The sequence below is a fragment of the Aequorivita sediminis genome, from assembly GCF_032080575.2.
GTDB lineage: Bacteria > Bacteroidota > Bacteroidia > Flavobacteriales > Flavobacteriaceae > Aequorivita > Aequorivita sediminis.
In genome coordinates this window covers 63,089-75,441 of sequence record NZ_JAVLSO020000004.1, presented here as the reverse complement: position 1 = coordinate 75,441, position 12,353 = coordinate 63,089, and the positions used below count along the sequence as shown (strand labels likewise).

16 protein-coding genes are annotated in these 12,353 nt (G+C 33.5%); all 16 read right to left on the bottom strand.

Features of this window, described 5'->3' with window-relative positions:
• Positions 1-22 precede the first annotated feature (22 nt).
• Complete coding sequence (locus tag RT250_RS08750) at positions 23-289, bottom strand: PqqD family protein (protein WP_313114055.1); 267 nt, start codon at positions 287-289, stop codon at positions 23-25.
• A 20-nt stretch (positions 290-309) separates the two neighbouring features.
• The gene (locus tag RT250_RS08745) at positions 310-864 is read right to left on the bottom strand and encodes a YkgJ family cysteine cluster protein (protein WP_313114053.1); all 555 of its coding nucleotides are present in this window, start codon (positions 862-864) and stop codon (positions 310-312) included.
• Positions 865-932: 68 nt separating this feature from the next.
• Positions 933-2,753 (bottom strand): asparagine synthase-related protein, encoded by a 1,821-nt coding sequence (locus RT250_RS08740; RefSeq protein ID WP_313114049.1) that lies wholly within the window; start codon positions 2,751-2,753, stop codon positions 933-935.
• Positions 2,754-2,901: 148 nt separating this feature from the next.
• On the bottom strand, positions 2,902-3,024 hold the full coding sequence (locus RT250_RS08735; RefSeq protein WP_313114047.1) for a hypothetical protein: 123 nt from the start codon (positions 3,022-3,024) through the stop codon (positions 2,902-2,904).
• Positions 3,025-3,132: 108 nt separating this feature from the next.
• Entirely contained in the window at positions 3,133-3,561 is a 429-nt protein-coding gene (locus tag RT250_RS08730; protein ID WP_313114044.1) for a lasso peptide biosynthesis B2 protein, read from the bottom strand.
• A complete protein-coding gene (locus tag RT250_RS08725) occupies positions 3,554-4,408 on the bottom strand; it encodes a hypothetical protein (protein ID WP_313114042.1) in 855 nt (284 codons plus the stop codon). Before RT250_RS08725 ends, RT250_RS08730 begins: the two co-directional genes overlap by 8 nt.
• Positions 4,409-4,585: 177 nt before the next feature.
• On the bottom strand, positions 4,586-5,062 hold the full coding sequence (locus tag RT250_RS08720) for a hypothetical protein (RefSeq protein ID WP_313114040.1): 477 nt from the start codon (positions 5,060-5,062) through the stop codon (positions 4,586-4,588).
• Positions 5,063-5,068: 6 nt separating this feature from the next.
• Positions 5,069-5,974 carry a GYDIA family GHMP kinase gene (locus RT250_RS08715; protein ID WP_313114038.1) on the bottom strand — a complete coding sequence of 302 codons (906 nt, stop codon included), beginning with the start codon at positions 5,972-5,974 and terminating at the stop codon, positions 5,069-5,071.
• A gap of 21 nt (positions 5,975-5,995) precedes the next feature.
• Positions 5,996-7,309: a hydroxymethylglutaryl-CoA reductase, degradative gene (locus RT250_RS08710; RefSeq protein WP_313114036.1), complete on the bottom strand. Its 1,314-nt coding sequence runs from the start codon at positions 7,307-7,309 to the stop codon at positions 5,996-5,998.
• 157 nt (positions 7,310-7,466) lie between these two features.
• Complete coding sequence (locus tag RT250_RS08705; protein WP_313114035.1) at positions 7,467-7,592, bottom strand: 30S ribosomal protein THX; 126 nt, start codon at positions 7,590-7,592, stop codon at positions 7,467-7,469.
• A gap of 57 nt (positions 7,593-7,649) precedes the next feature.
• The gene (locus RT250_RS08700; RefSeq protein ID WP_313114034.1) at positions 7,650-7,778 is read right to left on the bottom strand and encodes a hypothetical protein; all 129 of its coding nucleotides are present in this window, start codon (positions 7,776-7,778) and stop codon (positions 7,650-7,652) included.
• Between the two features lie 78 nt (positions 7,779-7,856).
• Positions 7,857-8,645 (bottom strand): tryptophan synthase subunit alpha, encoded by a 789-nt coding sequence (gene trpA / locus RT250_RS08695; RefSeq protein WP_313114033.1) that lies wholly within the window; start codon positions 8,643-8,645, stop codon positions 7,857-7,859.
• Positions 8,646-8,679: 34 nt separating this feature from the next.
• Positions 8,680-9,861, bottom strand: a complete 1,182-nt coding sequence (gene trpB, locus RT250_RS08690) for a tryptophan synthase subunit beta (RefSeq protein ID WP_313114031.1) — start codon at positions 9,859-9,861, stop codon at positions 8,680-8,682.
• A complete protein-coding gene (locus RT250_RS08685) occupies positions 9,851-10,447 on the bottom strand; it encodes a phosphoribosylanthranilate isomerase (RefSeq protein WP_313114030.1) in 597 nt (198 codons plus the stop codon). The genes trpB and RT250_RS08685 overlap by 11 nt, the downstream gene beginning before the upstream one ends.
• Before the next feature lie 41 nt (positions 10,448-10,488).
• Positions 10,489-11,289, bottom strand: coding sequence for an indole-3-glycerol phosphate synthase TrpC (gene trpC / locus RT250_RS08680; RefSeq protein ID WP_313114028.1), 801 nt, complete (start codon positions 11,287-11,289; stop codon positions 10,489-10,491).
• A gap of 71 nt (positions 11,290-11,360) precedes the next feature.
• Complete coding sequence (gene trpD, locus RT250_RS08675; protein ID WP_313114027.1) at positions 11,361-12,353, bottom strand: anthranilate phosphoribosyltransferase; 993 nt, start codon at positions 12,351-12,353, stop codon at positions 11,361-11,363.

Below are 12,353 nucleotides of genomic sequence, written 5' to 3'. Positions count from 1 at the left end.
GGACTTGTTTAAACAGCAACCATTATTTTACTTCTTGAACTAAGCCCAACTTAATCATTTCTTCGATATAAGTATTGGTTTCTGCTTTGCATTTATCAGACTCAACATTGTATTCTTCTAACAGTTTAACGCAAATTTCTTCTGTGGTTAAAGGTTTTTTTAGTATATCCCAAATTTTTGTAGCCACTGGGTTAAGCGAAAAATAATTGCCTTTTTCAATATCTAGTATTACTTGCTCGTCTTGCAATCTCCCAGAAACGGAGTTGCTGTTTTTTATATATTTTTTCATGCTTAAATTTTAATTGTTTGTTACTTCATTACCAGTTTTTGGTATTCATCTGAAGGTTTAAAGTATTTTATTAAAAGTATTTCCAAAATATGAGACTTAAACATCAATAAATCCAATTGTGGGTCTTTAATATTTTCTAATTCGTTTTTTTCAGTTCTTACTCTTAAATCAAAAAGTATATCTCTAAAAGACATAGGTTCCTTAGTTGTATTTACCTTCTCGTAAAGTGCAAAAATTTCACTCCGTAATTCCATCGCATTTTCTACAATTTGTGCGGCATCAACTTTGGTTGTTTTTTCTTTTGATAAATTTTTTAATAGTTGACATCGAAAACTAGAACAAACATCTGGTTTTTCTTGATCGTAGATGGTGCATTTTTTATCAAAATAAGGACAGGGAAGTTTAAATGCCTCTCCAGTTTCGGTTTGCATATATCTTTTCGCGATAAGAGGTGGCAGCGATTCTTTTTCGTCCTTTCGAAGAACGGCATGATTAAAAAGTGTTCCATCACAACACAACCCACATTTTATGCAAATTTCCTGTTCAGGAGTTATATTTGAATTTTCTAAATTCATTTGTTGTGTTTGTATTTAAAAATAATTGCTTATCCGCCGCTTCACAAAAACTTCGATTTGTTGAAGTATTAACTTTTATAGGCCTCTATAAACTTATGCATTTTTTTGATATATAATACTGTTCTACAATGTGTGCCGGAATAATTCATGTCCCCTTTCTCAAACGCATTACGAGTATCTTTAAATAACACTTTAAAATTTATAAAATTTAAGAGAGGATTAGATTCCATTTTTATTGGATTGTCCATTATAGTTTTACAATAGCCATCTAGCAATTTCTTTTCCCCAGCAAATTTTACTTCATCGAATTTGGACCTGTGCCAGCGTACTGATTCTGGGAGTAGACCTTCACTAATCTCCCGTAATATTATTCGTCTATACCCATCTTTATAAAGTAATCTAGAAGGTACCTTTAATATATATTCGATTATATCTTTATCAAGTAACGGATATCTGTATTCAATACCTTTTCTAGAACCATTTACCGCCCAATCTTCTGTTCGATCGGCAAGATGATTTTCCTTAAATAATTTTAGATGAACCTCTTGTCTTGATTTATAAGACATTGGATAATAATTAACCTTTCTCCTTTCCGAACGTGATAAGTGAAAATACCGTTGAATATTAAAATTTTCAGAATCTCTTAAATATAGTTGAGGATAAAAAACAGGAATTAATACATTGACTAATAATCTTTTCACTAAACTTATTGGGTTATAAGTTCGATGCTTTTTTAAAAGAGCTGCCCATTGTAAATTAAAAAAAAGATCGGCGTCTATTCCTCTATTGTTTATACTTATAAATTCATCGCCTCCCCAACCACTAAAAATTAGGTTGACACCAAGGTTTTGCGCATCTTTTCGCGTTTTTACTTCTTCATATAAATAGGTTGCAATTCTCCAATCATCTTCATATTCCTTATAATCTTTATCTGTAATAAAAAATGGAACTTCTTTTATTCCAGTAAGTTCACAGGTGTCTTTAACCAATTGTCGCTCATCGAAGCTAATATTCTCTGTCCCCTCTTCCGCAGCAGACCACGAAAAGCCGTAAAAATCTTTTTGTTGTGCATATTCTTTTTTTGCCAAACTCGCTACTATACTCGAATCTAAACCCCCGCTTAGATGCGCCGAGGCAAAAAACCGTTTATCGGCACGAGTGCTAACCGCTCTTTGAAGCAAAGCTGTGATTTCAGATTTAACAGTGTCTAAGGTTAGATGTTTATCTATTTTAATTTTTTCGGGGAACCAGTATTTATTTTCTTTTAAAGAATTAGCAGAAATACTTAAATAATGCCCTGGTTTTATTTTTTGAACTCGATTACTAGGTAGTATAGAGTACATCCCATAGGCTCCAGATAACCATTTTAATAAATAGCCTTTGTCAACATCCTTATAGAGCGATTTACATAGTGCAATCGCATCTGAAGAAAAGAAATAATCTCCGCCCTTTTTGGTGTAGGCTAAAGGTTGAACCCCCACGTGGTCTCGGTAAAAATATAAGGCGCTTTTTGCAAAATCATAAATAACGATTGCAAAATCCCCGTTTAGTTTAGAAACAAATTGCTCACCCCAGGTTTTATAAGCACATAAAATTAAATTGGCAGTTGACATAGTATCGTCCGCTAATTTAAATTTTGATAGTAAATCTACTTTATTATAAAGTGTACCAGAAAACAATACTAGAGTGTCTACACTTTTGTCTATTGCATAGTAGTGGGTAGGAGAATATGGATGATTTTCATGAATTAAAATACGTCCCTTAAAATCTTTGTAATTTACTTCATGAAATTGTGCGCCAACCCAGTTTAAATTGTTTTGAATCGAAAAAAGGTTATCGTTAAAATTTTTAGAATATTGATTTTGTATTCCTCCATAAATTATTGCCATAAGGTAATAACACCGTTTGTTTGTAATAAGATATATATTCCTAAAACAATGTATAATTCTAAATCTGGATATTTAGTTAGAATTATCTATTTATTAAAATTTAGAAAGGGAGCCTTCTGGCATTAAATGAAAATAAATAAGTTAGGAACTATGAAGGTGACTTTGAGTTGCCTTTTTCAACTCCATTTTTTATCCCTGTCTGAGTTAATTCCTTTACAGATAATTTTGTTACTGCTGGAGTCTCCCAGTTTTTCTTTTCAATATTATTCATTTATTTATAATTTTTATAGGTTGAATCAGTTAAAAGCTAAAGATAACTTTGTGAAAAATAACTAATTTATTAAAGTAGTACAAAGGTAGTATTTTTTTTCTTAAAAAATTACCTAAAATTAATTAGCTCTTTATAATCGTTACCTTTATGAGTAATTTCAAAATCAAGAACCTTAACCCAAGCGTGGGCTATAACTTTTTTGTTCTTATCGTGGGCAACCCCTAAGGAAAATTGGGAGGCAATGTTGCGTCTTTGCAACATCCATCGTGCCGCAACACTCTGCACCAAGCAAATGTTTTTCCAAAAAGCCAATTTGTTAGCTCTATGCAGCGCGGATTTTATACGTTTTAAATATTCTAAATCCATATTAGTATCGCGGCAGTTTTTGCATTTCATTAATCGAACACAAAATTTAAAGGGGAAAATTAAAAGAAGAATTTTTGCAGTAAATAGGTAAAATACAGCTTCAAAAAACAGTAATTTTTCAGCAAAGGATATTTTAAAAAATCTTTTTATATGTGCGCCAATTTTAGTCAAGGCTTACATGGTTTGTATAGCTTTCTATCTTTTTTGCTAAAATAGAACGTAGGGTATCAATTTTAATTTCTTCTGGTCTAAAAACCTGTATAACTTTTACGTTGGTGCTAATATCTATTAAATTATTTAAATATTTCGCCTCAGATGCTGCCATGCCTTGCAGGTATTCCCAACGGTATATTTCATTTCGTAGCGCTGTAAAACGTGCTATGCCTTCCAATTCTGTAAATTTGACTTCCCCGTTATCGTGTTCATCAATAACAAATATAAGGTGTAATGGATAGGGGTTGGTTATTTCAGAATCAACAGGTAAATAAAATTTTTGATAATCTTGATAGATTTGCGCGAGCTCGCCCTTTTCAAGTTTTAATTGTTCTAGGCTATCATCCCAAAGTTTAATCCTGTCCGACAATGGCAGGATAAAAGGCAAGCCTTCAGAAAATACTATCGGGGTAACGTCATCGGTTAAAAAAGCACTTCCGTTGTGGCAAAATGAGGCAGTTAACGAAGATTTTCCTGCGCCCGATTCTCCGCAAAGCATAATCCCCATATTGTTATATGTAAAACAACTACCATGTATTGGCATAATTTTGCGTTGATGCAAAATAGCACCGTAGGTGGAACCGTTTAAATAAAGTTCAATAGAGGCTTGAGAAGCCTGAGGATCGAGAACTAAGGATATATAATTGCCGCTAGAGGCATAGAATGAACCCACACCATCTACGGTCATCGAAAATTCGTTTTGGTTTAATTTAAAAAAACCATCATCGTAAAGCGGATTTGCTACTTCCTTTTTAGTGTTGCTTATATCAATGGTAACATCTGCGAGTGGAAACTTAAGTTGCATTAGGTTAAATAAAATAAACGATTGTAATTTTTAATATAAAGTTTTTAAAAATTTTGAATTTAAAATTCACTTGCAGCAAATGTAGTTTAAACTAGCGTTATTCGCTATAAAATCACCTTTTATGGATTTATAGCAAGTATTAATTAGTGCAAAAAAATGAATTATTCTTAAGCTATTTTAAAACACGTATTTATAAGTGTGATAAATCGCGACAAATTCTTCAATAGTAACGAAGTCATTTATTGTAAAAAGAATGTCGCCACTGTAATTGGAATTGCCATTGTAAACCTTTCCATCCCTTATATTCACTAATATATCTCCAGAATAGGAGGAGTTTTTATCATACACTTTCCCATCTTTAATAGTCATAACAATGTCTCCAGAATAATTTGAATTGCCTTTATAAATCTTTCCATTCGAAATTGAATAAAGAATATCTCCAGAATAACTTGAATTTTTATTGTAAATTTTATTATCAGAAATGTTACAAATTATGTCTCCTGAATAATTTGAGCTTTTCTTATAAACTTTGTTATTTTTAATTGTGCAAATAATATCGCCGCTGTAATTGGAATTTCCTGAATAAACTTTTGTTTGTGAATTTGATATACCTACAGAAAGCAGCGTAAAAACGACAATTATTATATGTTTCATACAGATTTAGGATTTAATCATATCTGAAAAAGGTACGATAATTTTAAATCCTTTTTCTTTAAAATATTCCATTTCTGTTTTGTTTCCCGTAGCCAAAACAAAATCGCCACCCCAAGCACCTAAACTTTTTACCGTGCCTGAAAAATCACTAAATAACTTCGACTTTACTGTAGGAAGGTTTATTATTTCTGAAATAATTTGCTCGTGTCTATGCATCAAGCTCTCAAATTCCTGAAGTGAACTACAGACTAAAAGTGAATTTGTAATCTCCGAAATTCTCTTAATTGTTGCCTTAGTGACAGTCGCTTTTTTAAATCTTGAAATCCCTTGCTTACTGTCTTGTTTTTGATTCAGATAAACAAAAAATATCGAATCGGTGAAATCCCATGGAAGATGTGCTTTATTTATTTCGGGAATATTATTGTTTAACCTATATACTATAGGAGTATCAATTTGAGCCGCGGCAATATCGTATCCGCTGCCTCCAAAACTATTTTTAAGCAATTGAAATGCATCAACACTGGCCCATTGGGCAATGTTGTTTATTAAAGTAGAAGAAGTGCCTAAGCCCCAATTACGAGGAAAATCGAGTGTAGTAGTAACGTGAAGCCCTGTTTCATTTAAAAGAAATTCAGGATTCAAACTTCTAGCCTCAAGTAAAATATTTGACAAGGTTTTGGAAATTGAGTTATCTAAATTTTTACTTTTTAAACTTTTAAGTTCGAAAATGTCTGAAAACCAAATAGCATCATTTTCATCATAGCTTTCCCATTGGAGCCCCTTGATTTCTGAAAATTCAATTTTTAAACTTTGTCCATAAGCTGTTGGAATCGCTAAAGCAGACGCCTCACGAAGAACGACATATTCTCCTGTGAGTAGTAATTTTCCGTTGCTATGAAAGTTATTAATCAATTTTCTATTCTTCTAAAATCCTCAGCTTCTCAAATCTTTCAAAAATGTTTCTACCGAACTATGGGAAACAGCATTTTCTTTAAAATGCTCTAAGGCTTTACTTTTTTCATCCTTAGTAGCCTGCATTTGATTCATAATATTCATCAAGTGCATTTTCATATGTCCTTTTTGAATCCCTGTAGTAACTAATGAACGTACTGCAGCAAAATTTTGCGCTAAGCCAGCAACTGCAATTATCTTCATCAATTCTTTAGCATCTGGTTTTTGTAGAATTTCAAAAGCAAGTTTTGTCATTGGATGTAACGAAGTTAACCCTCCAATAGTTCCAATTGCTAAAGGTAATTCAATCCAAAAAGTGAATGTATCGTCTTCAATTTTAGCGTGAGTCAAGCTTCCGTAGTAGTTGTTTTTTGCAGCATAGGCATGAACTCCAGCTTCAACAGCACGGAAATCATTACCAGTAGCCAAAACCACTGCATCTATGCCATTCATTATTCCCTTGTTGTGAGTAACTGCTCGTCTCGTTTCAGTTTTCGCTATTTCAATAGCTCTTACAAACTTTTCAGCAAACTGTTTCCCATCGTGGTGTTTTGTTGTAAGTTCATTTACTTTACAACTCACTTCAGCTCGAACTAAACATTCAGGAACATAGTTAGAAAGAATACTCATTACCACTTCGGGGTAGGTGTTTTCTTTTTGAAATGCTTCAAAATTTCTAGCCTCATTCTCAAAAACCTGAGCCATCTGTTCCAAACAACTGTTGATAAAATTAGCTCCCATGGCATCCAAGGTTTCAAAGGTAGCATGGATGTAAAAATAGCCTTCTAAGATATGCGACTTGTCTACAAAAGAAAGTTCTAAAAGACCACCACCACGAGATTTCATGTTTTTTTGAATGGACTGAATGCTCTCTCGGAGTTTAGGTTTTATTTCTTCAAAAAACGTTTCAAGACTCTTTTCCTTTCCGTAGAAATTTAAATGGATTTGTCCATTTTTTTCTGTTGAAAGCACTTCAGCTTTAAAACCTCCACGTTCCAACCAAAATTTTGCAGCATTACTAGCTGCAGCCACTACTGAGCTTTCTTCTATTACCATTGGTAAAGCATAAAACTTTTGATTTATTAGAAAATTAGGTGCAATTCCAAATGGGAGGTAATAATTTGAAAGTGTGTTTTCGATAAAATCGTCGTGAAGTTGCTGTAAAGAAGCATCTTCATTCCAGTAATCTTTTAAAATTTGAATGGAATTTGGATTGTTTTGCAGAAAATTTTCTGCTAACCATTCAATTTTTTCGGCTTTGGTTTTTTTAGAAAATCCAGAAACGGGCTGATTCATTTACTTAAATATAAGTTCGCTGCAAAGATAGTATTTCGACTTTGTTTCTTAAGAATCATTTAAAAAAGAAAAGGTATTTAGAACAAACTGGTCATTCTAAATACCTTAAAGATGTATAAATGGTCACATTTATAGTTTAACTGATGAGATTTTACTCTTATTTTAATTGTGTTCCCTTAGTGGGCATACTCCTGATTTTAAATTTTTTGCGCTTTGGTCTCAATTTTCCAAAAGAGCCAATATTAATTTTTCCACGTTTGGTTTTCTTATCTCCTTTTCCCATTATCAAAATTTGATATTATATTTTCATTTGCACAAATGTTGTAAGCCTGACAATATTTTAATTTTTATTTTGTTGTTTTTTGATTGTCTTCTTGTCAATATCAAAATCATTGGTTTCGCGTTTTGTCTTCCCAGTTGGGTTGGTTGGATTCTTTTGCTCTTTTTTCCTTTCAAATTTCTTTTCCATAATCTCTCTGTTTTTTGATTTACCACCAAATTACAGAAATCTTTGTACAAATTATATTAAACTCTTGCTAAATAATGGTTAAACCTCACGGATAGCAGCTATAAATTTTGAAATTCCACTTTTACCATCCCGAGTAAGTGTTTTTATAAAAGCACTACCAATTATAGCCCCTTGAGTTTTTGAAGTTGCCTGTTTAAAAGTAGTAGCATCCTTGATTCCGAATCCTACAATTAGAGGGTTTTTTAGCTGCATGTAAGCCACACGATTAAAGTAATCTTCTTGTTTTTCATCGAATCCATCCGAATTCCCCGTAACACTTGAGCTGCTCACAAGGTATATAAATCCATCGGAAGCTGTATCGATTTGCCTAATGCGATCATCAGAAGTTTGGGGTGTGATTAAAAATATATTTATCAAATTGTACTTTTTAAAAATTTCGTGGTAATGTGCTTTGTATTCCGACAAGGGAAGATCGGGTAGAATAAGGCCGTCGATGCCCACTTCAACACATTTTGTACAAAAATCTTCAACTCCATATTGCAGAATAGGATTAAAATATCCCATAATTATTAGGGGAATTGAAACAGTTTTTCGAACATCTTTTAGTTGCTGAAAAAGAATTTCGGTAGTCATTCCATTCTTTAAAGCTAATTGTGAACTTTCTTGAATAGTGGGGCCGTCTGCCAAAGGATCACTAAAAGGTAAACCGATTTCAACCATATCGACACCGTTTTTCTCCAATTGCTGAAGAATTTTAACAGTATCATCCAATTTTGGATAACCAGCAGTGAAATAGATTGATAGTAGTTTTCCTGCCTTGTCGGCTTGCAGGTTTTTTTCTGAAAGTTTATTTTGAATTCTATTCATAGCTAAAAATTAAACCAAATAGGTTTAGATTTATTTAGAGGTTGAAATATTTTATAAAAGTGTCAAGGTCCTTATCACCTCGGCCACTTAAATTCACAACAACCACATCGTCTTTTTTAAATTTTCTAGTTTTAAAAATTGCAAGAGCATGACTACTTTCTATTGCGGGAATAATGCCTTCTAGTTTGCACAATTCAAGACCTGCTTTCATCGCATTATCATCGGTAATTGAGATAAATTCTCCTCGGCCTGAAGCAAATAAATTGGCGTGCATGGGTCCGACTCCAGGATAATCTAAACCAGCAGAAATGGAGTAGGGCTCTGTAATTTGTCCGTCTTCTGTTTGCATTAATAGCGTTTTACTACCGTGAATAATTCCCACTTTCCCCAATGCTGAAGTTGCAGCACTTTCACCACTATCAATGCCTTTTCCAGCAGCCTCTACAGCAATAAGTCCTACGTCTATATTGTCTAAATAATGATAAAATGCTCCTGCAGCGTTACTTCCACCGCCAACGCAAGCCACAATAAAGTCTGGGTTTTCTCGATCTTCTTTATCACGTAGCTGTGTTTTTATTTCTTCAGAAATTACACTTTGAAATCTCGCTACCATATCTGGATATGGATGCGGCCCTACAACACTTCCAATAATATAGTGTGTATTAACAGGGTTGTTAATCCAATCGCGAATGGCTTCGTTGGTAGCATCTTTTAATGTTTTACTTCCACTTGTTGCTGGAACCACTTTTGCGCCAAGCATTTTCATTCTAGCAACGTTTGGGGCTTGACGTTTTATGTCAACTTCTCCCATAAAAATAATACAATCTAACCCCATTAAAGCACATACGGTAGCTGTTGCAACTCCGTGCTGACCTGCACCTGTTTCAGCGATTATACGAGATTTACCTAGTCGCTTTGCCATTAAAATCTGCCCGATGGTGTTGTTTACTTTATGAGCTCCTGTATGACAAAGATCTTCTCGTTTTAAATAAATTTTGGTATTGTATTTTTCTGAAAGACGTTTTGCAAAATAGAGTGGAGTAGGGCGTCCTACATATTCTTTGAGTAATTGGCGGAATTCTTTTTGAAAAGATTCCTCCCTCATAACTTTTAAATAATTATGCCTAAGCTCTTCCACATTTGGATAAAGCATTTCTGGAATATATGCTCCGCCAAAATCGCCGTAATACCCTTTTTCGTTAACGTTATAATTCATTTTTGAACTTTTTTAAATCTTCAATATTTTTCAACCCTGGTTTAGTTTCAAATCTGCTGTTTACATCTATTGCGTAAATTGGGAGGTCGGTTTGTAGAAGCTCTTTTAACGATTCGATTTCATCCAAACCAATGCCACCACTTAAAATGAAAGGTTTTGTTAATGTATAGTCTTTCAAAACCTTCCAATTGAAGGTGTAGCCGTTTCCTCCTTTTTCTTTTCCTTTTGTGTCGAAAAGAAATTTGTCTACTGTATTTTGATAACTCGATAATTCACTAAAGTCGAATTTATCATCAAGACTAAAAGCTTTCCAAACAAGAGTGTCTGAAAACTCAAGATTAGATTGTAAATCCCGTACATACGCATTGGTTTCGTTACCGTGAAGTTGTATTATATCTAATGTATATTTTTTAGTCAATTCAATAACTTTTGAAATGTTTTCATCTACAAAAACACCAACTTTCTTAACGCCTGGAGGTAGCTGCGGGATTTCTTCCGCATTGAAAAACCGAGGACTTTTATCATAAAAGATAAATCCCAAATAAGCTGGCTGAAGTTTTGCTACTTCAGCGAGGTTGTGTTTCATGCCGCAGATTTTCAGCTTAACATTCATAGGTGTGTTTTATTTTACCTTGTAGGTTTTAAAACTTCCAAGGAGCTTATAAAAAGTTTAGCAGTTTTTCCAGGGTTTTCGGTTTTCATAAAGTTTTCACCTATTAAAAACCCTTGAAATCCATAAGTTTTTAGTTCTGAAATGGTTTCAATATCGCTAATTCCGCTTTCAGAAACTTTTACAAAATCATCGGGTATATGTTCCGATAATTTTTTACTTGTTTCTATATCTACTTTAAAGTTTTTTAGATTTCGGTTGTTTACACCAATCATATCTACATTGGGTAATAATGATTTTTCGAGTTCTTCTAAATTGTGAACTTCCAACAACACTTCGAGATTTAAAGATTTTGCTAGATGGGAATACTGCTTCAATTCTTCAGAAGAAAGACAAGCAGCAATCAATAATATTGCATCTGCGCCGTAAGCTTTCGATTCGTAAATTTGATAAGGATCAACTATAAATTCTTTTCTTAAAATTGGAATTGAAGTATGCTTTTCAGCAACCAATAAATCATCTAACGAACCTCCAAAAAAGTTAGAATCCGTCAATACTGAAATTCCTTTAGCTCCAGCTTCTTCATAAGTAGTTACTACTTCCTGGATTAAAACTTTATCATTAATAACCGATTTGCTAGGGGAGCGACGCTTGTGTTCGGCAATAATTCCCGTAGTTGAAATCTGTAAAACCTTAGCTAACGACTTCGTTTCTTTTTTAAACAAAGGATATTTTTCCAATAGACGAGTTGGAATTGCATTCTTCTTGGCAGCAACTTCTTTTAGCTTGTAAGCTGTTATTTTATCTAAGATTGTCATTTTATTTATAATTAAGTTTTCCGTTTGACTTCAGGTTTTAACAGCGCTTGAGCAGATGTTTATTTAAATTTTTATCTAGAAAGTTCTTGTAATTTTCTTAATGAATTCAAAGCTTTTCCAGATTGCAGTGATTCTTTGGCTTTTTCAAAACCTTCAAGAATTGTACAATTCTCAACAACTGAAATTGCCATTCCTGCATTTGCACAAACTACATTGTTTTGAGCTTCGGTACCTTTGCCGTTTAAAATATTCTGAAAGATTTCTGCCGATTCTTTTACTGTTTTGCCACCATAGATTTCTGATTCCTGAATTTTATTCACTCCAAAATTTTCAGCATTTATAAAACCTTCAGAATTATTTGAAATTATCTTAGTGGGTCCTGTTAACGAAATTTCATCGTAACCATCAATTGCGTGTAACACAGCATAATTCTTTTCACTTTTTTGATAGAGATAACCATAAATTCTTGCCATCTCTAAATCGAAAACTCCAACTAATTGATTATTTGGATTCACAGGATTTACCATGGGGCCGAGCATGTTAAAGAAGGTTTTTACGCCTAACTCTCTTCGAATGGGAGCAACATTTTTCATTGCAGGATGAAATAATGGAGCGTGTAAAACGCAAATTCCCGCCTTCTCTAAACAGCGCTTTAAGCTGTCTTCATTATTTGTAAAATTAATTCCTAGGGCTTCCATTACATTACTACTTCCGCTAACCGAGGATACTCCGTAATTTCCGTGTTTTGTGACTTTTACTCCAGCTCCAGCAGTAACAAAAGACGCTAAAGTTGAAATGTTAAACGTGTTTTTTCCGTCGCCCCCGGTGCCGCATAAATCTATGGTGTTGTAATCGCTAAAATCTACAGACAAACAAAGGTCTAGCAAAGCATCACGAAACCCTTCTAACTCTTCAAGGCACACATTTCGCATCATATAAACCGTTAAGAAAGCAGCTATCTGACTGTGATTGTATTTGCCTTCCGAAATATTTACTAGGACTGCTCTCGCTTCTTCTTTTTCAAGATGCTCGTGATTTATTAATCTGTTTAGAATTTCTTTCAT

Coding starts and splice junctions, on each gene's coding strand:
- RT250_RS08710 (WP_313114036.1), bottom strand. CDS start 7,309: ATGAATCAGCCCGTTTCTGGATTTTCTAAAAAAACCAAAGCCGAAAAA.
- RT250_RS08740 (WP_313114049.1), bottom strand. CDS start 2,753: ATGGCAATAATTTATGGAGGAATACAAAATCAATATTCTAAAAATTTT.
- RT250_RS08705 (WP_313114035.1), bottom strand. CDS start 7,592: ATGGGAAAAGGAGATAAGAAAACCAAACGTGGAAAAATTAATATTGGC.
- RT250_RS08725 (WP_313114042.1), bottom strand. CDS start 4,408: ATGCAACTTAAGTTTCCACTCGCAGATGTTACCATTGATATAAGCAAC.
- RT250_RS08700 (WP_313114034.1), bottom strand. CDS start 7,778: ATGGAAAAGAAATTTGAAAGGAAAAAAGAGCAAAAGAATCCAACCAAC.
- trpA (WP_313114033.1), bottom strand. CDS start 8,645: ATGAATAGAATTCAAAATAAACTTTCAGAAAAAAACCTGCAAGCCGAC.
- trpB (WP_313114031.1), bottom strand. CDS start 9,861: ATGAATTATAACGTTAACGAAAAAGGGTATTACGGCGATTTTGGCGGA.
- trpD (WP_313114027.1), bottom strand. CDS start 12,353: ATGAAAGAAATTCTAAACAGATTAATAAATCACGAGCATCTTGAAAAA.
- trpC (WP_313114028.1), bottom strand. CDS start 11,289: ATGACAATCTTAGATAAAATAACAGCTTACAAGCTAAAAGAAGTTGCT.
- RT250_RS08685 (WP_313114030.1), bottom strand. CDS start 10,447: ATGAAACACAACCTCGCTGAAGTAGCAAAACTTCAGCCAGCTTATTTG.
- RT250_RS08720 (WP_313114040.1), bottom strand. CDS start 5,062: ATGAAACATATAATAATTGTCGTTTTTACGCTGCTTTCTGTAGGTATA.
- RT250_RS08750 (WP_313114055.1), bottom strand. CDS start 289: ATGAAAAAATATATAAAAAACAGCAACTCCGTTTCTGGGAGATTGCAA.
- RT250_RS08745 (WP_313114053.1), bottom strand. CDS start 864: ATGAATTTAGAAAATTCAAATATAACTCCTGAACAGGAAATTTGCATA.
- RT250_RS08735 (WP_313114047.1), bottom strand. CDS start 3,024: ATGAATAATATTGAAAAGAAAAACTGGGAGACTCCAGCAGTAACAAAA.